Source organism: Streptomyces sp. NBC_00670 (genome assembly GCF_036226765.1).
Lineage (GTDB): Bacteria > Actinomycetota > Actinomycetes > Streptomycetales > Streptomycetaceae > Streptomyces.
The window spans coordinates 4,235,134-4,259,461 of sequence record NZ_CP109017.1 but is presented as its reverse complement, the minus strand read 5'-3'; the positions used below and the strand labels follow the sequence as shown (position 1 = coordinate 4,259,461).

Sequence of the window (24,328 nt, the reverse complement as noted above, 5' to 3'; positions counted from 1 at the left end):
TTCCGACCCCTTACAGCTTCATCAGGCTGGCGTCGTCGACCGAGGCCGAGTGGCGGGAACGGAACAGCGACACGATGATCGCGAGGCCGACCACGACCTCGGCGGCGGCGACGACCATCGTGAAGAAGGCGATGATCTGGCCGTCGAGATTGCCGTGCATCCGGGAGAAGGTGACGAACGCCAGGTTGCAGGCGTTGAGCATCAGCTCGATGCACATGAAGAGCACGATCGCGTTGCGCCTGATCAGCACGCCGGTGGCGCCGATCGTGAACAACAGGGCGGCGAGATACAGGTAGTTGACGGGATTCACTGTGTGCCCTCCCCGCTCCTCGTGCGCTCCAGGCGTTCCTCGGAGCGCTGTTCCAGGGCCTTCAGGTCACTGAGCGCCTCGCGCGACACGTCACGGACCTGGCCGCGCTCGCGCAGCGTCCGGTTGACGGTCAGCTCGGAGGGGGTGCCGTCGGGCAGCAGACCGGCGATGTCCACCGCGTTGTGGCGGGCGTACACGCCGGGGGCGGGCAGCGGCGGCAGGTGCTTGCCCTCGCGCACCCGCTGCTCGGACAGCTCGCGCTGGGTGCGGGCCCGTTCGGTGCGCTCGCGGTGGGTGAGCACCATGGCGCCGACGGCGGCCGTGATGAGCAGGGCGCCGGTGATCTCGAAGGCGAAGACGTACTTGGTGAAGATCAGGGCGGCCAGGCCCTGTACGTTGCCGCCGGCGTTGGCCTCGCCCAGGCCGTCGAACTCCGTGAGCGAGGCGTTGCCGATGCCGCCGAGGAGCAGGACGCCGAAGCCGACGCCGCACAGCAGGGCCAGCCAGCGCTGGCCCTTGACGGTCTCCTTCAGGGAGTCCGCCGCCGTGACGCCGACCAGCATCACCACGAACAGGAACAGCATCATGATCGCGCCGGTGTAGACGACGATCTGCACGATGCCCAGGAAGTAGGCGCCGTTGGCGAGGTAGAACACCGCCAGGATGATCATGGTGCCGGCCAGCGAGAGCGCGCTGTGCACGGCCCTCCGCATGAACACCGTGCACAGGGCGCCCAGCACGGCGACCGTGCCGAGGATCCAGAACTGGACGGCCTCGCCCGTGGACGTGGAGTACGCCGCGAGCGTGGTGCCGCCGTCGAGGGGGGCGGCCAGGGTGGCGAGCGGGGTCATCGGCCGATCACCTTCTCCGAGGCCGGTTCGTCCGGGCCGGAGGTCGAGGCGGCCTCCTGCGGCGTCTCCCCCTTGGAGACGGCCACCTGACGCTCCGTGCCGGGCGCCGCCCGCGTCACCAGACCGCGGTAGTAGTCCTGCTCGTCGGTGCCGGGGAAGATCGCGTGCGGGGTGTCGACCATGCCCTCCTCGAGACCGGCGAGCAGCTGCTCCTTGGTGTAGATGAGGTTGGCGCGGCTGGAGTCGGCCAGCTCGAACTCGTTGGTCATCGTCAGCGCGCGCGTGGGGCACGCCTCGATGCACAGGCCGCACAGGATGCAGCGGGCGTAGTTGATCTGGTAGACGCGGCCGTACCGCTCGCCCGGCGAGTAGCGCTCCTCGTCGGTGTTGTCGGCGCCCTCCACGTAGATGGCGTCGGCGGGGCAGGCCCAGGCGCACAGTTCGCAGCCCACGCACTTCTCCAGCCCGTCCGGATGGCGGTTGAGCTGGTGCCGGCCGTGGAACCGCGGTGCGGTGGTCTTCTGCTGCTCCGGGTACTGCTCGGTCAGCCGCTTCTTGAACATGGCCTTGAAGGTCACGCCGAAGCCGGCCACCGGGTTGAGGAAACCGGGATCGGTGTCCTTGCGCTCGTCAGCCATCGGACGCCTCCTTTCCGTCACGCGTCGCGTGGGATTCGTCACTGGCAGTATCGGACCCGCCACTGACAATCAGCTCCCGCTCCCGGCTGGGGCGGCGCCTGGGCACCGGCGGCAGCGACTGTCCGGGCAGCGGCGGCACGGGGAATCCGCCCGCCATCGGGTCGAACGCCGTCTGTTCGACGGCGGGCTCCTGGCCCTCCTTGCCCTTGCCCTTGTCGCGGAACATGTCGAAGAGGAAGGAGAGCAGCAGCAGCGCGAGGACGCCGCCGGCGACGTACAGGGCGATGTCGGTGAAGCCGTAGTTCTCGTTCCGCAGCGCCCGCACGGTGGCGACGAGCATCAGCCAGACCACGGAGACCGGGATGAGGACCTTCCAGCCGAGCTTCATCAGCTGGTCGTAGCGGACGCGGGGCAGCGTGCCGCGCAGCCAGATGAAGAAGAACAGCAGCAGCTGGACCTTGACGACGAACCAGAGCATCGGCCACCAGCCGTGGTTCGCGCCCTCCCAGAAGGTGCTGATCGGCCAGGGGGCCCGCCAGCCGCCCAGGAAGAGCGTGGTGGACACGGCCGAGACGGTCACCATGTTGACGTACTCGGCGAGCATGAACATCGCGAACTTGATCGACGAGTACTCGGTGTTGAAGCCGCCGACCAGGTCGCCCTCGGACTCCGGCATGTCGAAGGGGGCGCGGTTGGTCTCGCCCACCATGGTGACGATGTAGAGGATGAAGGAGACCGGCAGCAGCAGGATGTACCAGCGGTCCTGCTGCTGTTCGACGATCGTGGACGTCGACATCGAACCCGAGTACAGGAAGACCGAGGCGAACGCGGCGCCCATGGCGATCTCGTAGGAGATCATCTGCGCGGCCGAGCGCAGACCGCCGAGCAGCGGGTACGTCGACCCGGAGCTCCAGCCGGCCAGGACGATGCCGTAGATGCCGACCGAGGCGACCGCGAGGACGTAGAGCATCGCGATCGGCAGGTCGGTGAGCTGCATCGCGGTGCGGTGGCCGAAGATCGAGATCTCGTTGCCGGCCGGCCCGAAGGGGATCACGGCGATCGCCATGAACGCGGGGATGGCCGCCACGATCGGTGCGAGGACGTACACCACCTTGTCCGCGCGCTTGACGACGAGGTCCTCCTTGAGCATCAGCTTGATGCCGTCGGCGAGCGACTGGAGCATGCCCCAGGGGCCGTGCCGGTTGGGACCGATGCGCAGCTGCATCCAGGCGACGACCTTGCGCTCCCAGACGATCGAGAACAGCACGGTCACCATCAGGAAGGCGAAACAGAAGACCGCCTTGACGACGACCAGCCACCACGGGTCGGTGCCGAACATCGACAGGTCGTCGGCGGCGAGGTACCCGTTCACGCCTCCACCTCCTTCGGGGCTTCCTTCGGGGCGTCGGCTGCGGGGGTGGCCGGGCCGATGCGGACGAGAGCGCCGGGCAGCACCCCGGTGTCGGAGGCGACGCCCCCGCCGGCGGAGTTCAGCGGGAGCCAGACCACCCGGTCGGGCATCTCGGTGACCTCCAACGGCAGTTCGGTGGTCCCGGACGGGCCGGTGACGGCGAGCAGGTCGCACTCCTTGACGCCCGCCTCGGCGGCCGTGGCGGCCGACACGCGCGCGTGGGCGGCGTGCCGGGTGCCGGCCAGGGCCTCGTCGCCGTCCTGGAGCCGGCCCCGGTCGAGCAGCAGCCGGTGCCCGGCGAGGACGGCCTCCCCGGCGGCCGGTCGCGGCAGCGGGACCGCCACCTCGACCGGGTCGGTGGCGCGGGCGCCGTCCCAGGCGCCGAGCCGGTCCAGTTCGGCGCGGGTGGTGCGCAGGTCGGGCAGCCCCAGGTGGACGTCCATGGCGTCGGCGAGCATCTGCAGCACCCGCGCGTCGGCGGGGGCCAGGCGGCGGGTCATCTGGTCGGGCTTGAGCGCGGCCTCGAAGGAGCGTGCCCTGCCCTCCCAGTTGAGGAAGGTGCCCGCCTTCTCGACGACCGCGGCGACCGGCAGGACGACGTCCGCGCGCGCGGTGACCTCGCTGGGCCGCAGCTCCAGGGAGACCAGGAAGCCGACCTCGTCGAGCGCGGCACGCGCGCGTGCCGGATCGGGCAGGTCGGCGATCTCGACGCCCGCCACCACCAGGGCCCGCAGTTCGCCCGCGGCGGCGGCCTCGACGATCTGTCCGGTGTCCCGGCCGTAGCGGTGCGGGAGGGCGGCGACGCCCCAGGCGGCGGCGACCTCCTCGCGCGCGCGGGGGTCGGTGGCCGGGCGGCCGCCGGGCAGCAGGGTGGGCAGCGCGCCCGCCTCGACGGCACCGCGCTCCCCGGCCCGGCGCGGGATCCACACCAGCCGGGCGCCGGTCGCGGAGGCGGCCCGTACGGCGGCGGTGAGCCCGCCGGACACGGCGGCCAGCCGCTCGCCGACGACGATGACGGCGCCCTCGCCGCGCAGCGCCTCGGCGGCCGTGACGCCGTCGTCCTCCAGGCCGACGCCGCCGGCCAGCGCGTCCAGCCACTCGGTCTCGGTGCCCGGCGCGGCCGGCAGGAGCGTGCCGCCGGCCTTCTCAAGGCCCCGGGTGGCGTGCGTGGCGAGCGCGAAGACCCGCTGTCCGTGCCCCCGCCATGCCTTGCGCAGTCGCAGGAAGACGCCGGGCGCCTCCTCCTCGGCCTCGAACCCGACCAGGAGGACGGCGGGCGCCTTCTCCAGGGCGGTGTACGTGACGCCGTCGCCGTCGAGGCTGTGGCCGTGTCCGGCGATGCGGGCGGCCAGGAAGTCGGCCTCCTCGGCGCTGTGCACGCGCGCGCGGAAGTCGATGTCGTTGGTGTCCAGGGCCACGCGCGCGAACTTGCTGTACGCGTAGGCGTCCTCCACCGTGAGCCGGCCGCCGGTCAGCACACCGGCGCTGCCCCGGGCGGAGCGCAGTCCCCGCGCGGCGACGTCGAGCGCCTCGGGCCAGGAGGCGGGTTCCAGGACGCCGTCGGCGCCTCGCACCAGGGGCGTGGTCAGCCGGTCGGGCTGCTGTGCGTAGCGGAACGCGAAGCGTCCCTTGTCGCACATCCACTCCTCGTTGACCTCGGGGTCGTTGGCGGCCAGGCGCCGCATGACCTTGCCGCGCCGGTGGTCGGTGCGGGTGGCGCAGCCGCCGGAGCAGTGCTCGCACACCGAGGGCGACGACACCAGGTCGAAGGGGCGGGAGCGGAACCGGTACGCCGCCGAGGTCAGCGCGCCGACCGGGCAGATCTGGATGGTGTTGCCGGAGAAGTACGACTCGAACGGGTCGTCCTCGCCGGTGCCGACCTGCTGGAGCGCGCCCCGTTCGATCAGTTCGATCATCGGGTCGCCGGCGATCTGGTTCGAGAAGCGGGTGCAGCGCGCGCACAGCACGCACCGCTCGCGGTCGAGCAGCACCTGGGTGGAGATCGGTACCGGCTTCTCGTAGGTGCGCTTCTTGCCGTCGAAGCGGGAGTCGGCCTGGCCGTGCGACATGGCCTGGTTCTGCAGCGGGCACTCGCCGCCCTTGTCGCAGACCGGGCAGTCCAGCGGGTGGTTGATGAGCAGGAGCTCCATCACCCCCTTCTGGGCCTTCTCGGCGACCGGGGAGGTGAGCTGGGTTTTGACGACCATGCCGTCGGTGCAGGTGATGGTGCAGGAGGCCATCGGCTTGCGCTGGCCCTCGACCTCGACGATGCACTGGCGGCAGGCGCCGGCCGGGTCGAGCAGGGGGTGGTCGCAGAAGCGGGGGATCTCGATGCCGAGCTGTTCGGCGGCGCGGATGACCAGGGTGCCCTTGGGCACGCTGAGCTCGGCGCCGTCGATCGTGAGCGTGACGAGGTCCTCCGGGGGCACCGCGGCCTCTCCCCCGCCCGAGGGGGTGCCAGTGGTCACGGTCATGCGTGCACCTCCGTGTGCTGGTCCGCCCAGGCCGTCGACCTGGCGGGGTCGAAGGGGCAGCCGCGGCCCGTGATGTGCTCCTCGTACTCCGCGCGGAAGTACTTCAGGGAGGAGAAGATCGGGGAGGCGGCGCCGTCGCCGAGGGCGCAGAAGGCCTTGCCGTTGATGTTGTCGGCGATGTCGTTCAGCTTGTCGAGGTCGGACAGGGCGCCCTTGCCGGCCTCGATGTCGCGCAGCAGCTGCACGAGCCAGTACGTCCCCTCGCGGCAGGGCGTGCACTTGCCGCAGGACTCGTGGGCGTAGAACTCGGTCCAGCGGGTGACGGCGCGCACGACGCAGGTCGTCTCGTCGAAGCACTGCAGGGCTTTGGTGCCGAGCATGGAGCCGGCGGCGCCCACGCCCTCGTAGTCGAGGGGCACGTCGAGGTGTTCCTCGGTGAACATCGGCGTCGAGGAGCCGCCCGGCGTCCAGAACTTCAGCCGGTGGCCGGGGCGGATCCCGCCGCTCATGTCGAGGAGCTGGCGCAGGGTGATGCCGAGCGGGGCCTCGTACTGGCCGGGGCTCGCGACATGGCCGCTGAGCGAGTAGAGCGTGAAGCCGGGGGACTTCTCGCTGCCCATCGACCTGAACCAGTCCTTGCCGTTTTTCAGGATGGCGGGAACCGACGCGATGGATTCGACGTTGTTCACCACAGTCGGGCACGCGTAGAGGCCCGCGACGGCAGGGAAGGGGGGACGCAGCCGCGGTTGGCCGCGGCGGCCTTCGAGCGAGTCGAGCAGCGCGGTCTCCTCACCGCAGATGTACGCGCCCGCGCCCGCGTGCACGGTGAGTTCGAGGTCGAGTCCGCTGCCCAGGATGTCCTTGCCGAGGTAGCCGGCGGCGTAGGCCTCACGGACGGCCTCGTGCAACCGCCGCAGTACGGGGACGACTTCGCCCCGCAGATAGATGAAGGCGTGCGACGACCTGATGGCGTAGCACGCGATGACGATGCCCTCGATGAGGCTGTGCGGGTTGGCGAACAGGAGCGGGATGTCCTTGCAGGTCCCGGGCTCCGATTCGTCGGCGTTGACAACCAGATAGTGAGGCTTGCCGTCTCCCTGCGGAATGAACTGCCACTTCATGCCAGTGGGGAACCCCGCGCCGCCGCGGCCGCGCAGTCCGGATTCCTTGACGTACGCGATGAGGTCGTCCGGCGACATGGCGAGCGCCTTGCGGAGTCCCTCGTATCCCTCGTGCCTGCGGTACGTGTCCAGCGTCCAGGACTCGTCCTCGTCCCAGAAGGCCGACAGTACGGGTGCGAGCAGCTTCTCGGGGCTCGTCCCCTCGCCGTCCTCGAACGTGTGCGGGCGGGTGGTGCCGCCGTCCTCGGCTGCCAAGGTCATCACTCCCCCTCCTCGGCGACGGGGCCCGCCGGGTGGGCCGGGTCGGATGCCGATGTGGCCTCGGGCGCGTCGTGCGAACTGAGGTGCTCGCTCGGCGACGGGTCGTGCGGTGCCGCGTCGCCGGGCGCCCCGTCCGAGGGCTGGTCCCCCGGTGTCTCGTGCGGTCCGCCGTCGCGCGGGTGCACCACGCGCGCGGGGGCCGTCTCCCCCTTGGCCAGGCGCAGCCCGGTCAGCGAGGCGTGTCCGGCGCCGCCGGAGGCCGCGACGGCCCCCTCCCGCTCGTCGGGGAAGCCCGCCAGGATCCGGGCGGTCTCCTTGAAGGTGCACAGGGGGGCGCCGCGGGTCGGGGAGACCTCGGCCCCCTCGCGCAGCTCGTCGACGAGGCGCTTGGCGCTCTGCACGGTCTGGTTGTCGAAGAACTCCCAGTTGACCATCACGACCGGGGCGAAGTCGCAGGCCGCGTTGCACTCGATGTGCTCCAGGGTGACCTTGCCGTCGTCGGTGGTCTCGCCGTTGCCGACGCCGAGGTGCTCCTGGAGCGCGGAGTAGATCGCGTCACCGCCCATGACCGCGCACAGGGTGTTGGTGCAGACGCCGACCTGGTAGTCGCCGCTCGGCCGGCGCCGGTACATCGTGTAGAAGGTGGCGACGGCGGTGACCTCGGCGGTGGTGAGGTCCAGCATGTCGGCGCAGAACCGCATGCCGGTGCGCGTGACGTACCCCTCCTCCGACTGCACCAGGTGCAGCATCGGCAGGAGGGCGGAACGGGAGTCCGGGTAGCGGGCGACGATCTCGCGCGCGTCCCGTTCCAGCCGGGCGCGGACGTCGTCCGGGTAGGGGGGCGCGGGCAGCTCGGGCATGCCCAGGCCAACGCCCTTCGAGGGGGTGGTGGTCACCGGTCGACGCCTCCCATCACGGGGTCGATGGACGCGACGGCGACGATGACGTCGGCGACCTGGCCGCCCTCGCACATCGCCGCCATGGCCTGCAGGTTGGTGAAGGACGGGTCGCGGAAGTGGACCCGGTAGGGCCGGGTGCCGCCGTCGGAGACGACGTGCACCCCGAGTTCGCCCTTGGGCGACTCGACGGCCGCGTACGCCTGTCCCGGCGGGACGCGGAAGCCCTCGGTCACCAGCTTGAAGTGGTGGATCAGGGCCTCCATGGAGGTGCCCATGATGTTCTTGATGTGGTCCAGGGAGTTGCCCATGCCGTCCGGTCCCAGGGCGAGCTGGGCGGGCCAGGCGATCTTCTTGTCGGCGACCATGACCGGGCCGGGTTCCAGCCGGTCCAGGCACTGCTCGACGATCCTGAGCGACTGGCGCATCTCCTCCAGGCGGATCAGGAACCGGCCGTAGGAGTCGCAGGTGTCGGCGGTCGGCACGTCGAAGTCGTACGTCTCGTAGCCGCAGTAGGGCTGCGACTTGCGCAGGTCGTGCGGCAGGCCGGTGGAGCGCAGGATCGGCCCGGTGGCGCCCAGCGCCATGCAGCCGGTCAGGTCGAGGTAGCCGACGTCCTGCATACGGGCCTTGAAGATGGGGTTACCGGTGGCGAGCTTGTCGTACTCCGGGAGGTTCTTGTCCATCTTCTTCACGAACTCGCGGATCTGGTCCACCGCGCCGGGCGGCAGGTCCTGGGCGAGTCCGCCGGGGCGGATGAACGCGTGGTTCATGCGCAGGCCCGTGATGAGCTCGTAGATGTCGAGAATGAGTTCACGATCACGGAAGCCGTAGATCATGATCGTGGTCGCGCCCAGTTCCATGCCGCCGGTGGCGATGCACACCAGGTGCGAGGAGAGCCGGTTGAGCTCCATCAGGAGCACGCGGATGATCGTGGCGCGGTCGGGGATCTGGTCCTCGATGCCGAGCAGCTTCTCCACGGCGAGGCAGTAGGCGGCCTCGTTGAAGAAGGGCGTCAGGTAGTCCATGCGCGTCACGAACGTGGTGCCCTGGGTCCACGTCCGGTACTCGAGGTTCTTCTCGATGCCGGTGTGGAGGTAGCCGATGCCGCAGCGGGCCTCGGTGACGGTCTCGCCGTCGATCTCCAGGATGAGCCGGAGCACGCCGTGGGTGGACGGGTGCTGCGGGCCCATGTTGACGATGATGCGCTCGTCGTCGGACTTCGCGGCGCTCTGGGCGATCTCGTCCCAGTCGCCGCCGGTCACCGTGTAGACGGTGCCTTCGGTGGTCTCACGTGCTGATGCCATCGAGGAGGCGGTCCCGGAGGGACTCGATGAGGGGTGGTGGCCGGGTGACGGGTTGGGAGTGCTCACGAGTACGACCTCCGCTGGTCCGGAGCCGGGATCTGGGCGCCCTTGTACTCGACGGGGATGCCGCCGAGGGGATAGTCCTTGCGCTGCGGATGGCCCTGCCAGTCGTCCGGCATCATGATCCGCGTCAGCGCGGGGTGGCCGTCGAAGACGATGCCGAAGAAGTCGTACGCCTCGCGCTCGTGCCAGTCGTTGGTCGGGTAGACGGGGACCAGCGAGGGGATGTGCGGGTCGGCGTCGGGGGCGCTGACCTCGAGCCGGATCAGCCGGTTGTGGGTGAGCGAGCGCAGGTGGTAGACGGCGTGCAGCTCGCGGCCCTTGTCGCCGGGGTAGTGCACGGCGCTCACGCCGGTGCACAGCTCGAAGCGGAGCGCCGGGTCGTCGCGCAGGGTCTTCGCGACGGCGGGCAGGAACTCGCGCTCGATGTGGAAGGTCAGCTCGCCCCGGTCGACGACCGTGCGGTCGATGACGTTGCCGGGGACGAGGCCCTGTTCCTCCAGGGCGCCCTCCAGCTCGTCGGCGACCTCGTCGAACCACCCGCCGTAGGGCCGGCCGGCCGCGCCCGGGAGCCGGACGGAGCGGACCAGGCCGCCGTAACCGGAGGTGTCGCCGCCGTTGTTGGCGCCGAACATGCCGCGCTGGACGCGGATCTCCTCGCCGCCCTGGCCGCGCCGGCCCGGGAGGTTCTCGGCGGACAGCTCCTTCTCGGGGTTGGGCGCGTCCGCGGCGCCGGCGGCCTTCGCGGCACCGGCGGCCTTCGCATCGCCGGGCGCGTTCTTCCCGTCACCCGGTGTGCCCTTCGCGTCGCTCATCGCAGCAGCCCCTTCATCTCGATCGTGGGCAGGGCCTTGAGCGCCGCCTCCTCCGCCTCGCGGGCCGCCTCCTCGGCGTTCACGCCGAGCTTGGAGTGCTGGATCTTCTGGTGGAGCTTGAGGATCGCGTCCATCAGCATCTCCGGGCGCGGCGGGCAGCCGGGCAGATAGATGTCGACGGGGACGACGTGGTCGACGCCCTGGACGATCGCGTAGTTGTTGAACATGCCGCCCGAGGAGGCGCAGACGCCCATGGAGATCACCCACTTCGGGTTGGGCATCTGGTCGTAGACCTGCCGCAGCACGGGCGCCATCTTCTGGCTGACCCGGCCCGCGACGATCATCAGGTCGGCCTGGCGCGGCGAGCCGCGGAAGACCTCCATGCCGAACCGCGCCAGGTCGTAGCGGCCGGCCCCGGTGGTCATCATCTCGATGGCGCAGCAGGCCAGTCCGAAGGTCGCCGGGAAGACCGACGACTTGCGCACCCAGCCCGCGGCCTGCTCGACGGTGGTCAGCAGGAAGCCGCTCGGCAGCTTTTCTTCGAGTCCCATGTCCTTTGGCCCCTCAGTCCCATTCCAGGCCGCCGCGCCGCCATACGTACGCGTACGCGACGAAGACGGTGAGCACGAAGAGCAGCATCTCCACGAGCCCGAAAATCCCCAGGGAGTCGAAGGTGACGGCCCAGGGATAGAGGAAGACGATCTCGATGTCGAAGACGATGAAGAGCATCGCCGTCAGGTAGTACTTGATGGGGAACCGCCCGCCGCCGGCCGGCGTGGGGGTCGGCTCGATTCCGCACTCGTACGCCTCGAGCTTGGCGCGGTTGTACCGCTTCGGACCGATCAGCGTGGCCATGACCACGGAGAAGATCGCAAAGCCTGCCCCGAGGGCTCCCAGTACGAGGATGGGCGCATACGCGTTCACCGCTCCTCGCTCCTCTCAGTCGGCACTGACTGCTGGCGGTTCGCCGAGCTCGCGGCCCCTTTTCCCGTCCCGCTCTCCCCACCCGTTCCGACGAAGATCGCGTTCATGTGAAGCAGGTCACAAGCCCAACTGCCCCGCATCCTATGCCCGGGGGTCTGTGATCTGCGACACGGGGGTCAGCATGTACTTTGTGATCTCCACCACCCGGCGAAGGATCATGAAGTCGGATGAGCGGTGATCTTCGTACGCGAAGCATCCGGACGATCACCAAGAGCTGACATTTCCGCTCGTCGACGCAGGTCACAGCGGTGGTCCCTCTATCAAGCGGCCGCCGTCCAAGGCAAATTGGCGCGGCGCCAGATCGCTTGATAGAGGGAGCTGTTCACGCGTGGGCGTGAGCCGGGGCCGCATTGGTGACGGATACGGACATGTGCCCGCATTCACGAGCGGCCGGGCGCCGGGGGCGGGCCGGCCGGCACCGAGGACGGGGCCGACGGGCGCACCGCCGGGGCGCGACCCCGCATTCCTTCTGACGGCCACTCACCTTGTGACCTGCGCCACACCCACAGCGGGCACCCAAGAACCGGGCTTGGCCAACTGTCCCAACCGATGGTAGGTGCGGGGCAATTCGGGCGTAACAGCGAAAGACCATGATCACGGGCTTGATCGACAGCGCCCGCTATGCCCGTTACGGCGTCAATGAGGGGCGCGCCGGAGGAAATTAAGGTCTCGATTGAACAACTGTGGCGGAGCACACGTTTCTTGAAGGTATGGAGGAGCCCCTGGTACCGCTTAGACCCATGTCCCACACCGCTCACATACGAAGCCACCGGAAACCCCGCCGCAACGCGTCCACGGTCGCGGTGCGGGCCGGAGTCGCCGGTGGTGTGCTCAGCACCCTGGCAGTGGCCGGTGCCTCGGCCCAGGCCAGCGCGGCCGAGCCGGTGACGCAGACACTGGAGCTGCCCACGCTCACGGCCGATCTCGCCACGCAGATCGCGCAGTCCGCGGACGCCACCCAGCAGGCGGCGGCCAACTACCAGCTGCGGGCCGAGCGCGACGCGGCCGCCGCCAAGGCCGCCAAGGAGGCCAAGTCCGACCTCGCCGACGCCAAGAAGGAGGCGAAGGCGAAGGCCGAGGCCAAGCGCAAGGCGGAGGCCGCGCGCAAGACCGCCGAGGCCGCCTCCCGCTCCTCGGACCGCACCACCCTCGCCTCGACCGCCTCGACGGCCACCAGCACGTCCTCGTCCACGGCCACCGGGTCGGCGGCGGCGGTCGTCGCCTTCGTCAAGGCGCAGGTCGGCAAGGCGTACGTCTCCGGTGCCACCGGTCCGTCGGCCTACGACTGCTCCGGTCTGGTGCAGACCGCCTTCAAGCAGGTGGGCATCAGCCTGCCGCGTGTCTCGCAGGACCAGTCGACGGCCGGCACGCAGGTCTCGCTGAGCAATCTGCAGCCGGGCGACATCCTGTACTGGGGCAGCGCGGGCAGCGCGTACCACGTCGGGGTCTACGTCGGCGACGGCATGTTCGTCGGGGCGCAGAACCCGTCTTCCGGTGTCGTCGAGCGGCCGCTCTCGTACGATCCGCCGAGTGGTGCGGTGCGGGTGCTCTGAGCATCACCGTGGCGTGACGGTCTGACGTCACCGTGTCCTGACGGACGGAAGCCACCGCCCCTTTCCCGGGGGTGGTGGCTTCCGCTTGTCCGGGCGTCCGGAAGCCCCTACGCCTTCGGGGCCACCTTCGAGAGGCCGTTGATGATGCGGTCCATCGCGTCGCCGCCCGTGGGGTCCGTGAGGTTGGCGAGGAGCTTGAGGGTGAACTTCATCAGCACCGGGTGGGTCAGGCCGCGCTGCGTGGCGATCTGCATGACCTTCGGGTTGCCGATGAGCTTCACGAAGGCGCGGCCCAGGTTGTAGTAGCCGCCGTAGGTGTCCTTGAGGACCTGCGGGTAGCGGCGCAGCGCGATCTCGCGCTGGGCGGGGGTCGCCCGGGCGTGCGCCTGGACGATGACGTCGGCGGCGATCTGCCCCGACTCCATCGCGTACGCGATGCCCTCGCCGTTGAACGGGTTGACCAGGCCGCCCGCGTCGCCCACCAGCAGCAGGCCCTTGGTGTAGTGCGGCTGGCGGTTGAAGGCCATGGGGAGGGCGGCGCCGCGGATCGGGCCCGTCATGTTGTCCGGGGTGTAGCCCCAGTCCTCCGGCATCGAGGCGCACCAGGCCTTGAGGATCTCGCGCCAGTCGAGCTCCTTGAAGGCGGCGGAGGTGTTGAGGACGCCGAGGCCGACGTTGCTCGTGCCGTCGCCCATGCCGAAGATCCAGCCGTAGCCGGGCAGCAGCCGGTCCTGGGGGCCGCGGCGGTCCCACAGCTCCAGCCAGGACTCCAGGTAGTCGTCGTCGTGGCGGGGCGAGGTGAAGTACGTGCGGACGGCGACGCCCATCGGGCGGTCCTCGCGGCGGTGCAGGCCCATCGCCAGGGAGAGCCGGGTGGAGTTGCCGTCGGCGGCCACGACGAGGGGGGCGTGGAAGGTGACCTCCTTCTTCTCCTCGCCGAGCTTGGCGTGCACGCCGGTGATGCGGCCGGTGCGGTCGTCGGTGATCGGGGCGCCCACGTTGCAGCGCTCGTACAGCCGGGCGCCGGCCTTCTGGGCCTGGCGGGCGAGCTGCTCGTCGAAGTCGTCGCGCTTGCGGACGAGTCCGTAGTCCGGGTAGCTGGCGAGGTCGGGCCAGTCGAGTTCGAGGCGCACGCCGCCGCCGATGATGCGCAGGCCCCGGTTGCGGAGCCAGCCGGCCTCCTCGGAGATGTCGATGCCCATGGCGACGAGCTGCTTGGTGGCGCGCGGGGTGAGGCCGTCGCCGCAGACCTTCTCGCGGGGGAAGGCGGTCTTCTCGAGGAGCAGGACGTCGAGGCCGGCCTTGGCGAGGTAGTAGGCGGTGGTGGAACCGGCGGGTCCGGCCCCGACGACGATCACATCGGCGGTGTGTTCGGTGAGGGGCTGGGGCTCGGTCACGTGGGTCTCCCCGAGGCTCGAGGGTGGGATGCCGGGGCTCGGCGGTGGACAGGGGCAGTCTATTCAGGGGCGTTGGCCGGGGCGGCCGAGGGCCGGGGCGTGCGGGGTGCCGTTCGCCGACCGGGTTCTTCCCGTCCCGCCGCCCCTGCCCTTACCGGGCGGGCCCTCGCGCGCTTACCCTGGGGGTACCGCTGGGGGTGACAGCTGTGCGTATAACACCCGAAACACCCGACGTGCGGGTTCCGCGTCTCGTGGGGCTGATGGCCGTGGACGCCCGGGAGAGCGCCGCGGAACACGGCGTGCTGCTCTCCGCGCCCGACCGGCCCGACTTCGCCATGACGACCGTCGTCGACTACGTCGTCCGCCAGTACCCGCCGCCCGGCACCGAGGTCCCGCGCGGCGCCGTGGTCACCGTCTGGTTCGAGTTCGGCGAGGGCGAGGGCGGCGGTGGCGTACGGGAGCCGCGGCGGCCGGTCCCGCCACCGGGCGGGATGCGGCGGGAACTGGACGAGCCGGGAGAGTCCCTGTTCATCCGCTGAGCGCGCGCCGGGCCCCGGGGCCTCACTTCTCCTTGAAGCCCCGGTGCAGGGCCACCACGCCGCCCGTCAGGTTGCGCCAGGCCACCTTCGACCAGCCGGCCCCGGTCAGGCGGGCGGCGAGCGCGGCCTGGTCGGGCCAGGCGCGGATGGACTCGGCGAGGTAGACGTACGCGTCCGGGTTGGACGACACCGACCGCGCCACCGGCGGCAGCGCCCGCATCAGGTACTCGGTGTAGACCGTGCGGAACGGCGCCCACGTCGGGTGGGAGAACTCGCAGATCACGACCCGGCCGCCCGGCTTCGTCACCCGGTACATCTCGCGCAGCGCGGTGTCCGTGTCCTGCACGTTGCGCAGCCCGAAGGAGATCGTCACCGCGTCGAACGTGTCGTCCTTGAACGGCAGCTTCGTCGCGTCCCCGGCGGTGAACGGCAGCCAGGCGTGCCGCTGCTTGCCGACCCGCAGCATGCCGGTCGAGAAGTCGCAGGGGACGACGTACGCGCCGGTCCGTGCGAACGGCAGCGACGACGTCGCCGTACCGGCCGCGAGGTCCAGCACCTTCTGCGCGGGGCGTGCGTCGACCGCCTGGGCCACCGCCTTGCGCCACACCCGGTCCTGGCCGAGCGAGAGGACGTCGTTGGTGAGGTCGTACCGCTCGGCCACGCCGTCGAACATCGAGGCGACTTCGTGCGGCTGCTTGTTCAGGGATGCGCGGGTCACCCGGCCATTGTGGCAGCACGGGCCTGACGGGCCCGGACGCGCCCCGGGGCCGCACCGGGCCCGGCCCGTCTCTCACCCCGGCAGCAGTCGCGGCCGCTTCCTCGCCGCCACGTCCTCCACCCACCCGCACACCAGCACGCACGCGGCGATCAGGAGCCAGCCGATGCCGAACATGAACCACTGGCTCTCCAGCGGCAGGTACTTCTCGAAGGCGGGGACGTTCCAGAACTGGTCGATCAGCGGCACCGCGAGGATCAGCGCGATCTCGTGCCAGAGGTAGACCGTGACCGCGCGCGCGTTGAACACGGTCACGATCCGGTCCAGCCGCCGGTACCGGGTCAGCCCGGCGAAGTCGATGCGGAACCGCGCCTTCGCCCACATCAGCAGCAGCACGTACCCGGCCGACCAGAACGCCTGCGCGAGCGGGATCTCGTCCAGGTCGTACGTGCCGCCCGCGTCCGCCTGGTGGCTGAACGCGTACCAGCCGCCGTAGCCGACCGCCGCGAGGGAGAAGAACGCCACGGCCGCCGGTTTCAGCCGCTCCAGGACGCCGTCGCGGTGCGCGAAGCCCAGGATCCAGCAGAAGAGGTACGTCGCCAGGTCCCACAGGGCGGTGCCGAAGCGGTCGTCGCCCGGGTCCCACGCGAACTGGAACACGACGACCGGCACGAGGGACAGGAACAGCACCGGCAGCGGCGCCCGGCGGAAGAGGCGCAGCAGGACCGGGGAGAGCAGCACGAACCACAGATACGTCCGCAGGTACCAGAGGATCTCCCAGGCCTGCTCGCCCCACGCGTTGCCCGGCGGGTCACCGAGCGGGACCACCCAGTAGACGATCTGCCAGCCCGGCATCCAGTCGTGGATCAGCATGGCCAGCACGACGAAGACGCCCCAGAACCAGAAGGGCGGCAGCAGCCGGCGGACGCGGCTGCGGATCACCGTGAGCGCCGGGCGCTGGAGCGACCTGGCCATCAGGGTGCCGGCCAGGGCGAACATGATGCCCATGGAGGGGAAGACCATGCCGCACCAGGCCCACCCGAAGGTGTGATACGTGACGACACGGATGAGCGCGGCCGCGCGGAGGGAGTCAAAGTAGCGGTCCCGCTTGGGGGGCGACGGGGGGCCGGGAGCGACCGGGGCCTCGGGCTCGGGCTCGGCCACAGGTTCGGCCTCGGCCACGGCCGACGGCGCCTCGAACTCGGCCGTGTCGGCGACGGGGCCGGCGGCCGTCTCCGGGGCCGTCGCGTAGGGCGCGTACTCGGCTTGCGGCGCGTACGACGGCTGGTGGGGGTACGAGGGCTCGTACGGGTACGAGCCGTACCCGTACGGGTCGGTCCCCGGTTGCCCGCCGTACCCCTGCCCGTACCCGTACTCCCGCTGCTGCTCCTCCCCCCAGCTCATCGGCCCGCCCCCGCCGGGGTGCCGACCTCGCCGGTGCGCTTGAGCTTCTGCCAGCGCAACCGGCCGCCGGTGAGCGCGGTGACGCAGGAGTGGATCAGCACCAGGTACATCATCTGCCGGTACGCCAACTGCTGGAGCGGCAGCATCAACAGGTACCGGTACTTCTCCCGGTCCAGCCGGAACGCGTACGCCGCGCACACCAGTTGGATGCCGAGCACCGCCAGCCACGCCAGCAGGGACGCCTTGAAGTCGACGAAGATCATCGCGTAGGCGGTGAACACGTCGATCAGCGGTGCGAAGACCGGCGTGACGATCTGGAACAGCACCACCAGCGGCATCCCGACCCGGCCGAACCGGCCCGAAGGCCCCTTGTCCGTGAGCGACTTGCGGTGCTTCCACAGCGCCTGCATGGTCCCGTACGACCAGCGGTAGCGCTGCGACCAGAGCTGCCCCAGCGAGCCGGGCGCCTCGGTCCAGGCGCGGGCGTGCTCCTGGTAAACAACCCGCCAGCCGCCGCGGTGCAGGGCGATGGTGATGTCGGTGTCCTCGGCGAGCGTGTCGTGGCTCATGCCGCCCACCCCGATCACCGCGTCCCGCCGGAACGCGCCGATCGCGCCCGGGATGGTGGGCATGCAGCGCAGCAGGTCGTACATCCGGCGGTCGAGGTTGAAGCCCATCACGTACTCGATGTGCTGCCAGGCTCCGATCATCGTGTTGCGGTTGCCGACCTTGGCGTTGCCCGCGACCGCGCCGACCTCCGGGTCGGCGAACGGCTGGACGAGCTGGTGCACGGCGTCCGGCTCGAACACGGTGTCGCCGTCCATCATCACGACGATGTCGTGACTGGCGTTCCACACCCCGTTGTTGAGCGCGGCCGGCTTGCCCGCGTTCTCCTGGCGGACGACGCGGACGTTGGGCATCCCGAGGGCCTCCACGATGTCCGCGGTGCCGTCCGTGGAGCCGTCGTCGACGACGATGATCTCGATCGGATGGGTGCTCCGCGCCAGCGAGTGCAGCGTGTTGGCGATGCACTCCTTCTCGTTGTACGCCGGGACGATCACGCTCACCGGCGCGGTGACCGTCGGCCCCCAGCCGAACCGGCGTTTGTTGCGCTGTCTGTAGTGGCGCCGGGCGAGGATCAGCATCATCCCGAAGCGGCCCATCACCGCGACGCCGACGACGGTGAGGCCACCCGCGAGGACGGGCACGGTCCACTCGGCGACGGCGACGGCGTAGATCAGCGCCTTGCCCTCGTAGAGGGTCATGCCGGTCGCCCTGTGCTGGGCGCTCTGCTCGACGGCGGCCGTTCCGGTGCCGCCGCCCTCGGTGCCCGGCTGCTCCCCACCGGGCTGCTGCCCTCCCGCGACGACCGGACCGGAACCGTCGGCGGAGCCGGAACCGTCCGCGGAGCCGTTCCCGGAGCCGGAACCGGAACCGTTCTGGGAGCCGGCTCCGGAACCGCCGTCGGCCTCCGCCCGCTCCGCCGCCGCGTTCGCGGCCATCGCGCCGCTGACCGTGGTGAAGGTGTAGCCCTTCTTCCGCATCTTCTCGATGTACGTGCCGAGCGCCTTCACCGTCTGGCTGCGGTCGCCGCCGGCGTCGTGCATCAGGACCGCCGCGCCCTTGTTCTTCTTCGGCGTGGCCCACTGCACGATCTTCGCGACGCCCGGCTTCTTCCAGTCGTCGCTGTCGGTGTCCACGAAGACGCTGGTGTAGCCGTCGGCGCCGAGCTCCTTGTAGACGGGGTAGCTGTAGTTGTCGATCGCGTCCGGCTCGGAGGAGTACGGCGCCCGGAACAGGGTCGTCGTCACCCCGGCCGCGCCCGCGAGCGCCAACTGGGTCTGCTGCATCTCGCGCCGGATGCGCGACTGGCTCTGGTACGACAGGTCGACGTGGGTGAAGGTGTGGATGCCGACCTCGTTGCCCTGCTCCACCATCGTCTTCACGACGCCGGGATAGCGGGAGACCATCGAGCCCACGAGGAAGAACGTGGCCGGGACGTCGTACTTCTTCAGGACCTCCAGCACCTGCGGCGTGTACGTGGGGGTCGGGCCGTCGTCGAAGGTGAGGACGATGGTCTTCTTCGGTATCGACTGGCTGACGGGCTCGCCGTCGCGGAAGGTCAGGATCGGGCCGCCGTCGAGGACCTTCTCGGGCACCTCGTCGTAGGCGGCGTTGTCCCGTACGCGCTCGTCGCCCCCCACCTCGGCGCGCAGATAGCCGTCGAGCAGCATCACGCTGGTGAGGCCGAGCAGGAGCAGCAGGGCGAGGATCACGCGCGGCCGCTGAAGGGCCGCCGCGCGGCCGGCCGCGCGTTCGATGCGGGAGGGGGCGCGTCGGCGGCCGCGGGAAGTCGTCGTGGTCATGGGTGTCGGGGTTCTCCGGTCAGTGGGCGGTGGCGGACGCGGAGGGGGACGGGGCGCCGCTGGGCGCACCCGAGGGCGGGGCCCCGGTGCCGGGGGTGCCGGTGGGCGCGAAGCCGCCCTGCGGGCCGTTGCCGCCGGGCGCCGAGCCCGCCCGGCCGCCGGCGCCGAAGGGCAGCAGCGAGGACGGGTTCACGGAGAGGCCCCAGCCCATGAAGGCCATGCCGAGCACCACCGCGTACCCGAGACAGACGGCGCCGAGGAGCAGGCCGAGCCGGCGCAGCAGTCTTGCCCTGCGCCCGGAGGTGTCGACGAACACGGGCCCCTCGCCTGACCCGTTGCCGCGTTTGCGACGGCGACCGCGCGCGGCGGGCGCGGCGGCACGGCTTTCGATGGCGGACTCGGATTGCATTCCCCAGACGGTAGAAGACCTTTATGTGACTCAAACTCTGGATGAGTTGTGAGCCGGCCCAGAAAATTCGCCGAACCTGTCCGTTCCCTGGGTGAAGCGAGCCGTTTCTGTCATCGGCGGCACAGCGGCGTGTGCTTCATTTACTCTTCGCAATGCCCGGGACGGTCGGAATGCCCTTCCGTTTCCCGGCGATGAGACGGAAATCACCGTCCTGAGACGGGGGCGGACATCACGAAAGCGGGTGCGTGTGCGATGAGGAGTTTCCTGAAGCCGGCCGCCGGGCTCGTCTGCCTGGTGGCCCTGGCCTGCGCCGGGTGTTCCGCCGGCGACGGGGACTCCTCCTCGTCCGGCGGCTCGGACGCGGCCCCTTCGGCGGGCGCCGGGGACGCGGACGGCTCCTCGGGCGGGTCCTCGACGTCCTACGCGCCGTATGTGAGCGCCACCACCGCCGTGGACATGGACACGGCCGGGTCGCCCTCGGTGTACAACCTCGCCTTCGTGATCTCCGACGGCGACGACTGCGCCCCGGAGTGGAACGGCGAGTACGCCCTCGACAACACGGCAGTGAAGTCGCGCATCGAGGCGCTCAAGGAGTCGGGGGCCGCGGTGCGGGTCTCCTTCGGCGGGTCCTCCGGGAAGGAACTGGCGGCCACCTGCGACAGCGCCTCCGCACTCGCGAAGGCGTACGGGGCCGCACTGGACGCGGCGGGGACCACCCTGGCGGACTTCGACATCGAGGGCGACGAACTGGCCGACCCGGACTCGGTCGCACGGCGTTCCGAGGCGATCGCGTTGCTGCAGAAGCAGCGCGCCGATCTGTCGGTGTCGTTCACGCTGCCCGTGATGCCGTCGGGATTGGAGACGGACGGAGTGGCGTTGCTGGAGTCCGCCAATGACCACGGAGTACAGGTCTCCACGGTCAACATCATGACGATGAATTACGGGAGTTCCTACACCGGGGACATGGGCGACTACGCGATCACCTCGGCCAGGGCCGCGCACGATCAACTGGAGAAGGTGTTCGGCCTGTCGTCGAAGGCGGCATGGCGGGGACTGGCGCTCACCTCGATGCTCGGCGTGAACGACGTGGCCGGGGAGACGTTCACGCTCGCGGACGCCAAGCAGGTGCGGACGTTCGCGGAAGGGAAGGGGGTGGCCTGGGTGTCGATGTGGTCGACGTTCCGGGACCAGCGGTGCGAGGACGGCTCCGCGTCGGCCGGGAACGCGGCGACGGACTGCAGCGGGGTGGAACAGGGGCAGGGCGACTTCGCGGAGGCGTTCTCGGGGTGAGGGCGGCCCCGGATGCGACGGCCGGGGCCGAAAAGGCAGGAGCCCCTGCGCCTGGCGGGCGCGGGGGCTCCTTGGGTACTGCTCGTCGGGTCCGGATCGGGCCGGGAACCTACATGGGGGTGACGTTCTCCGCCTGCGGGCCCTTCGGACCCTGCGTGACGTCGAAGCTCACCTGCTGGTTCTCCTCAAGCGAACGGAAGCCGTTCGCGTTGATCGCGGAGTAGTGGACGAAGACGTCCGGGCCGCCGCCTTCCTGGGCGATGAAACCAAAGCCCTTTTCGGCGTTGAACCACTTCACGGTTCCGGTAGCCATAAGCCCTCCTTGGGCCCAAAGGGTCGCCCTGCTCCAGAACCCTGCGATTGTGAAAACTCAATGCCGCACAACTGCATACGTCTGAAAACGACGAGAGCCCGCGGTCACATGCTCCGCAGGCTCTGTACTGCAAGGGAAACCAAACTGCAACTTGCTGCGAGCCTAGCACGCAGGCACCGGGATGCAACAGGGAGCAAGATCACGTCACCCGGATGTTTGAAGGTCCCGGAGGCCGATTGACCGGAACGGCCCCGTACCCCCAGGGGCCGCGGCCCCGCGGGCGGGGTCTAGTCTCGCGATGTGGACAATTCTCGCATCCGGCCGCGCGTCGGCCACATCCAGTTCCTGAACTGCCTGCCTCTCTACTGGGGGCTCGCGAGAACCGGGACGCTCCTCGACCTCGAGCTGACCAAGGACACCCCCGAGAAGCTCAGCGAGCGGCTGGTCGCGGGCGAGCTCGACGTCGGTCCCGTCACCCTCGTCGAGTACCTGAAGAACGCCGACGACCTCGTCGCGTTCCCCGACATCGCCGTGGGCTGCGACGGCCCCGTGATGTCCTGCGTGATCGTCTCCCAGGTGCCGCTGGAGCAGCTGGACGGCGCCCGGGTCGCCCTCGGCTCCACCTCCCGCACCTCCGTGCGCCTGGCGCAGCTGCTGCTCGCCGAGCGGTTCGGGGTGCGGCCCGACTACTACACCTGCCCGCCCGACCTCGCCCTGATGATGCGGGAGGCCGACGCCGCCGTCCTCATCGGCGACGCGGCGCTGCGTGCCAATCTGCACGACGGGCCGAAGTACGGGCTGGCCGTGCACGACCTGGGCGCGCTGTGGAAGGAGTGGACGGGGCTGCCGTTCGTCTTCGCGGTGTGGGCGGCCCGCAAGGAGTACCTGGAGCGCGAGCCGGAGCTCACCCGCCAGGTGCACCAGGCGTTCCTCGCCTCCCGCAACCTCTCCCTGGAGGAGGTCGGCAAGGTCGCCGAGCAGGCGGCCCGCTGGGAGGCCTTCGACGCCGAGGTGCTGGAACGGTACTTCACGACGCTGGACTTCCGGTTCGGCGGTCCGCAGCTGGAGGCCGTCACGGAGTTCGCGCGCCGGGTGGGCCCGACGACGGGCTTCCCGGCGGACGTGAAGGTCGAACTGCTGGACTGAGCGCCCGCCCGGCACCGCTCCCCCGGCGCCCGCCCCGCGCTCTACTGTGGGGGCGTGGATGCCGTGGGGTGGGCGGTCGTGGGCGTTGCCGGTCTGTGGGGGGCGGGCGCGGGCGCCCTGGTGCCCCGGCTCGCGTACCGGCTGTCGGTGGCGGCCGGCGAGCCGTGGCGGGACCGGTGCCCCGAGGGGCACCGCATCGGCGGCTGGCTCGGCCGCGCGCGCTGCCCGCAGGGCGGGGCGTACGGCCCCGGGGGCGCCCTGGTGTGCGCCGTGACCGCCCTGGTGTGCGCGGCGCTCGCGCTCGCCACCGGGACCCGGCCCGAACTCGCCGTGTGGCTGCTGCTCGCCCCCGCCGGGGTGCTGCTGACGATCGTCGACTTCCGGGTGCAGCGGCTTCCCGACGTGCTCACCCTGCCGCTCGCCGCCCTGGCGCTCGCCCTGCTGGGCGCGGCGGCCGTGCTGCCCGAGCACGCGGGCCGCTGGCGCACCGCGCTGCTCGCCGCGCTCGTCCTGGGCGCCGGGTACTTCCTGCTCTTCCTGGTCAACCCCGACGGCATGGGCTTCGGCGACGTCAAACTCGCCCCCGTCCTGGGCGCCGTCCTCGGCTGGTACGGCTGGGGCACGGTGGTGCTCGGCACCTTCACCGGCTTCCTCCTCGCCGGTCTCTACGGCCTCGCCCTCGTCCTCACCCGCGGGGCCACCCGGCGTACGGCCATCCCCTTCGGCCCGTTCCTGATCGCGGGCGCGTACGCCGGCCTGCTGATGGGGGCGTACGCGGCGTAGGGCGCCCGGAAATTCCCGGGTGAACCCCCTGGCGTACGCTGGACCGGTCCGCCCCACCCCTGGACGAAAGGGACACCCCCGGTGACCGAGAAGGCCGACCTTCAGCCCGTCCTCGACCGCGCCGCCACGGGTGGACGCATCACCCCCGAAGAGGCCGTCGCCCTCTACCGCGACGCCCCGCTGCACGCGCTCGGCGCCGCCGCCGACTCCGCCCGCCGCCTCAAGTACGCCGGTATCGAGCACATCGCGACGTACATCATCGAGCGGAACATCAACTACACCAACGTCTGCGTGACGGCGTGCAAGTTCTGCGCCTTCTACGCCGCCCCGAAGGACACCGCCAAGGGCTGGACGCGCGACCTCGACGACATCCTGCGCCGCTGCGCGGAGACCGTCGAACTGGGCGGCACGCAGATCATGTTCCAGGGCGGCCACCACCCGGACTACGGCGTGGAGTACTACGAGAAGCACTTCGCGGCCATCAAGAAGGAGTTCCCGCAGCTCGTCATCCACAGCCTGGGGGCGAGCGAGGTCGAGCACATGGCCCGCATCTCGGGGGTGACGGTCGAGGAGGCGATCTCCCGCATCCACGCCGCAGGGCTCGACTCCTTCGCGGGCGCCGGCGCCGAGCTGCTCCCGGAGCGGCCGCGCAAGGCGATCGCCCCGCTGAAGGAGTCCGGCGAGCGCTGGCTGGAGATCATGGAGACCGCGCACCGGCTGGGCGTGGAGTCCACCTCGACGATGCTGATGGGCACCGGCGAGACCAACGCCGAGCGCATCGAACACCTGCGCATGATCCGTGACGTGCAGGACCGCACGGGCGGCTTCCGCGCGTTCATCCCGTACACCTACCAGCCCGAGAACAACCACCTGAAGGGCCGCACCCAGGCCACGCTCTTCGAGTACCTGCGGATGATCGCGATCGCCCGCCTGTTCCTGGACAACGTCCAGCACATCCAGGGTTCCTGGCTGACCACCGGCAAGGAGGTCGGCCAGCTCTCGCTGCACTACGGCGCGGACGACCTCGGCTCGATCATGCTGGAGGAGAACGTCGTCTCCTCGGCCGGCGCAAAGCACCGCTCCAACCGCCTGGAGATCATCGACCTGATCCGCAAGGCGGGCCGCGTCCCGGCGCAGCGCGCCACGACGTACGAGCACCTGGTGGTGCACGACGACCCGGCCAACGACCCGGTCGACGAGCGCGTCGTCTCGCACATCTCCTCCACGGCGATCGCGGGCGGCACGGCCCACCCCGAGCTGAAGCTGCTGGCGTCCAACTGACGCC

23 protein-coding genes are annotated in these 24,328 nt (G+C 70.5%); 6 read left to right on the top strand and 17 right to left on the bottom strand.

Going from position 1 to position 24,328, the window contains the following annotated elements; all coding sequences use genetic code 11:
* Nucleotides 1-10 precede the first annotated feature (10 nt).
* The 11 genes from nuoK to OIE12_RS18855 form a co-directional block, all read right to left on the bottom strand.
* A complete protein-coding gene (gene nuoK / locus OIE12_RS18905; RefSeq protein ID WP_006138880.1) occupies nucleotides 11-310 on the bottom strand; it encodes an NADH-quinone oxidoreductase subunit NuoK in 300 nt (99 codons plus the stop codon).
* Nucleotides 307-1,161 carry an NADH-quinone oxidoreductase subunit J gene (locus OIE12_RS18900; RefSeq protein WP_329136870.1) on the bottom strand — a complete coding sequence of 285 codons (855 nt, stop codon included), beginning with the start codon at nucleotides 1,159-1,161 and terminating at the stop codon, nucleotides 307-309. The genes nuoK and OIE12_RS18900 overlap by 4 nt, the downstream gene beginning before the upstream one ends.
* Nucleotides 1,158-1,799 carry an NADH-quinone oxidoreductase subunit NuoI gene (gene nuoI / locus OIE12_RS18895; RefSeq protein WP_329136868.1) on the bottom strand — a complete coding sequence of 214 codons (642 nt, stop codon included), beginning with the start codon at nucleotides 1,797-1,799 and terminating at the stop codon, nucleotides 1,158-1,160. The genes OIE12_RS18900 and nuoI overlap by 4 nt, the downstream gene beginning before the upstream one ends.
* Entirely contained in the window at nucleotides 1,792-3,171 is a 1,380-nt protein-coding gene (gene nuoH / locus OIE12_RS18890; protein ID WP_329136866.1) for an NADH-quinone oxidoreductase subunit NuoH, read from the bottom strand. Before nuoH ends, nuoI begins: the two co-directional genes overlap by 8 nt.
* Nucleotides 3,168-5,684, bottom strand: coding sequence for an NADH-quinone oxidoreductase subunit G (locus OIE12_RS18885; protein ID WP_329136864.1), 2,517 nt, complete (start codon nucleotides 5,682-5,684; stop codon nucleotides 3,168-3,170). Before OIE12_RS18885 ends, nuoH begins: the two co-directional genes overlap by 4 nt.
* Nucleotides 5,681-7,069, bottom strand: a complete 1,389-nt coding sequence (gene nuoF / locus OIE12_RS18880; RefSeq protein ID WP_443053856.1) for an NADH-quinone oxidoreductase subunit NuoF — start codon at nucleotides 7,067-7,069, stop codon at nucleotides 5,681-5,683. The genes OIE12_RS18885 and nuoF overlap by 4 nt, the downstream gene beginning before the upstream one ends.
* Nucleotides 7,066-7,926 (bottom strand): NADH-quinone oxidoreductase subunit NuoE, encoded by an 861-nt coding sequence (nuoE, locus tag OIE12_RS18875; RefSeq protein WP_329142052.1) that lies wholly within the window; start codon nucleotides 7,924-7,926, stop codon nucleotides 7,066-7,068. Before nuoE ends, nuoF begins: the two co-directional genes overlap by 4 nt.
* Before the next feature lie 32 nt (nucleotides 7,927-7,958).
* Entirely contained in the window at nucleotides 7,959-9,269 is a 1,311-nt protein-coding gene (locus OIE12_RS18870) for an NADH-quinone oxidoreductase subunit D (RefSeq protein WP_329136859.1), read from the bottom strand.
* 62 nt (nucleotides 9,270-9,331) lie between these two features.
* Nucleotides 9,332-10,144, bottom strand: a complete 813-nt coding sequence (locus OIE12_RS18865) for an NADH-quinone oxidoreductase subunit C (RefSeq protein ID WP_329136857.1) — start codon at nucleotides 10,142-10,144, stop codon at nucleotides 9,332-9,334.
* Entirely contained in the window at nucleotides 10,141-10,695 is a 555-nt protein-coding gene (locus OIE12_RS18860) for a NuoB/complex I 20 kDa subunit family protein (RefSeq protein ID WP_307067722.1), read from the bottom strand. The genes OIE12_RS18865 and OIE12_RS18860 overlap by 4 nt, the downstream gene beginning before the upstream one ends.
* Nucleotides 10,696-10,708: 13 nt before the next feature.
* A complete protein-coding gene (locus OIE12_RS18855) occupies nucleotides 10,709-11,068 on the bottom strand; it encodes an NADH-quinone oxidoreductase subunit A (protein WP_030379754.1) in 360 nt (119 codons plus the stop codon).
* Nucleotides 11,069-11,868: 800 nt separating this feature from the next.
* On the opposite strand from OIE12_RS18855, the gene OIE12_RS18850 reads away from it, so the two are divergent.
* Nucleotides 11,869-12,681, top strand: a complete 813-nt coding sequence (locus OIE12_RS18850; protein WP_329136851.1) for a C40 family peptidase — start codon at nucleotides 11,869-11,871, stop codon at nucleotides 12,679-12,681.
* A gap of 107 nt (nucleotides 12,682-12,788) precedes the next feature.
* Here the strand turns inward: OIE12_RS18850 and OIE12_RS18845 are convergent, their stop codons facing one another.
* Nucleotides 12,789-14,078 carry a geranylgeranyl reductase family protein gene (locus OIE12_RS18845; RefSeq protein ID WP_030379752.1) on the bottom strand — a complete coding sequence of 430 codons (1,290 nt, stop codon included), beginning with the start codon at nucleotides 14,076-14,078 and terminating at the stop codon, nucleotides 12,789-12,791.
* 206 nt (nucleotides 14,079-14,284) lie between these two features.
* On the opposite strand from OIE12_RS18845, the gene OIE12_RS18840 reads away from it, so the two are divergent.
* Nucleotides 14,285-14,617: a PASTA domain-containing protein gene (locus tag OIE12_RS18840; protein ID WP_329136848.1), complete on the top strand. Its 333-nt coding sequence runs from the start codon at nucleotides 14,285-14,287 to the stop codon at nucleotides 14,615-14,617.
* Between the two features lie 22 nt (nucleotides 14,618-14,639).
* On the opposite strand, the gene OIE12_RS18835 is transcribed toward OIE12_RS18840, so the two are convergent.
* The 4 genes from OIE12_RS18835 to OIE12_RS18820 form a co-directional block, all read right to left on the bottom strand.
* The gene (locus tag OIE12_RS18835; protein ID WP_329136844.1) at nucleotides 14,640-15,335 is read right to left on the bottom strand and encodes a demethylmenaquinone methyltransferase; all 696 of its coding nucleotides are present in this window, start codon (nucleotides 15,333-15,335) and stop codon (nucleotides 14,640-14,642) included.
* 72 nt (nucleotides 15,336-15,407) lie between these two features.
* On the bottom strand, nucleotides 15,408-16,736 hold the full coding sequence (locus OIE12_RS18830; protein WP_329136842.1) for an acyltransferase family protein: 1,329 nt from the start codon (nucleotides 16,734-16,736) through the stop codon (nucleotides 15,408-15,410).
* Nucleotides 16,733-19,102 (bottom strand): bifunctional polysaccharide deacetylase/glycosyltransferase family 2 protein, encoded by a 2,370-nt coding sequence (locus tag OIE12_RS18825; RefSeq protein WP_329136840.1) that lies wholly within the window; start codon nucleotides 19,100-19,102, stop codon nucleotides 16,733-16,735. The genes OIE12_RS18830 and OIE12_RS18825 overlap by 4 nt, the downstream gene beginning before the upstream one ends.
* Before the next feature lie 19 nt (nucleotides 19,103-19,121).
* Entirely contained in the window at nucleotides 19,122-19,511 is a 390-nt protein-coding gene (locus OIE12_RS18820) for a hypothetical protein (RefSeq protein ID WP_329136838.1), read from the bottom strand.
* Between the two features lie 252 nt (nucleotides 19,512-19,763).
* Here OIE12_RS18820 and OIE12_RS18815 point away from each other — a divergent pair, with 252 nt between their 5' ends.
* On the top strand, nucleotides 19,764-20,801 hold the full coding sequence (locus tag OIE12_RS18815) for a chitinase (RefSeq protein ID WP_329136836.1): 1,038 nt from the start codon (nucleotides 19,764-19,766) through the stop codon (nucleotides 20,799-20,801).
* Between the two features lie 109 nt (nucleotides 20,802-20,910).
* Here OIE12_RS18815 and OIE12_RS18810 read toward each other — a convergent pair whose 3' ends face one another.
* Nucleotides 20,911-21,114: a cold-shock protein gene (locus OIE12_RS18810; protein WP_030379745.1), complete on the bottom strand. Its 204-nt coding sequence runs from the start codon at nucleotides 21,112-21,114 to the stop codon at nucleotides 20,911-20,913.
* Between the two features lie 300 nt (nucleotides 21,115-21,414).
* Between OIE12_RS18810 and OIE12_RS18805 the strand changes: the two genes are divergently transcribed.
* From OIE12_RS18805 to mqnC, 3 genes are all read left to right on the top strand, one after another.
* Nucleotides 21,415-22,260 carry a menaquinone biosynthetic enzyme MqnA/MqnD family protein gene (locus OIE12_RS18805; RefSeq protein ID WP_329136834.1) on the top strand — a complete coding sequence of 282 codons (846 nt, stop codon included), beginning with the start codon at nucleotides 21,415-21,417 and terminating at the stop codon, nucleotides 22,258-22,260.
* Nucleotides 22,261-22,314: 54 nt separating this feature from the next.
* On the top strand, nucleotides 22,315-23,043 hold the full coding sequence (locus tag OIE12_RS18800) for a prepilin peptidase (RefSeq protein WP_443053855.1): 729 nt from the start codon (nucleotides 22,315-22,317) through the stop codon (nucleotides 23,041-23,043).
* Between the two features lie 81 nt (nucleotides 23,044-23,124).
* The gene (gene mqnC, locus OIE12_RS18795; RefSeq protein ID WP_329136832.1) at nucleotides 23,125-24,324 is read left to right on the top strand and encodes a cyclic dehypoxanthinyl futalosine synthase; all 1,200 of its coding nucleotides are present in this window, start codon (nucleotides 23,125-23,127) and stop codon (nucleotides 24,322-24,324) included.
* Nucleotides 24,325-24,328 lie beyond the last annotated feature (4 nt).

Bases quoted from the DNA above. Each gene is read 5' to 3' on its own strand.
- OIE12_RS18815 (WP_329136836.1), top strand. From the start codon at position 19,764: ATGAGGAGTTTCCTGAAGCCGGCCGCCGGGCTCGTCTGCCTGGTGGCC.
- OIE12_RS18810 (WP_030379745.1), bottom strand. From the start codon at position 21,114: ATGGCTACCGGAACCGTGAAGTGGTTCAACGCCGAAAAGGGCTTTGGT.
- OIE12_RS18830 (WP_329136842.1), bottom strand. From the start codon at position 16,736: ATGAGCTGGGGGGAGGAGCAGCAGCGGGAGTACGGGTACGGGCAGGGG.
- OIE12_RS18860 (WP_307067722.1), bottom strand. From the start codon at position 10,695: ATGGGACTCGAAGAAAAGCTGCCGAGCGGCTTCCTGCTGACCACCGTC.
- OIE12_RS18850 (WP_329136851.1), top strand. From the start codon at position 11,869: ATGTCCCACACCGCTCACATACGAAGCCACCGGAAACCCCGCCGCAAC.
- OIE12_RS18885 (WP_329136864.1), bottom strand. From the start codon at position 5,684: ATGACCGTGACCACTGGCACCCCCTCGGGCGGGGGAGAGGCCGCGGTG.
- OIE12_RS18865 (WP_329136857.1), bottom strand. From the start codon at position 10,144: ATGAGCGACGCGAAGGGCACACCGGGTGACGGGAAGAACGCGCCCGGC.
- nuoI (WP_329136868.1), bottom strand. From the start codon at position 1,799: ATGGCTGACGAGCGCAAGGACACCGATCCCGGTTTCCTCAACCCGGTG.
- OIE12_RS18820 (WP_329136838.1), bottom strand. From the start codon at position 19,511: ATGCAATCCGAGTCCGCCATCGAAAGCCGTGCCGCCGCGCCCGCCGCG.
- OIE12_RS18825 (WP_329136840.1), bottom strand. From the start codon at position 19,102: ATGACCACGACGACTTCCCGCGGCCGCCGACGCGCCCCCTCCCGCATC.
- OIE12_RS18900 (WP_329136870.1), bottom strand. From the start codon at position 1,161: ATGACCCCGCTCGCCACCCTGGCCGCCCCCCTCGACGGCGGCACCACG.
- OIE12_RS18870 (WP_329136859.1), bottom strand. From the start codon at position 9,269: ATGGCATCAGCACGTGAGACCACCGAAGGCACCGTCTACACGGTGACC.
- nuoE (WP_329142052.1), bottom strand. From the start codon at position 7,926: ATGCCCGAGCTGCCCGCGCCCCCCTACCCGGACGACGTCCGCGCCCGG.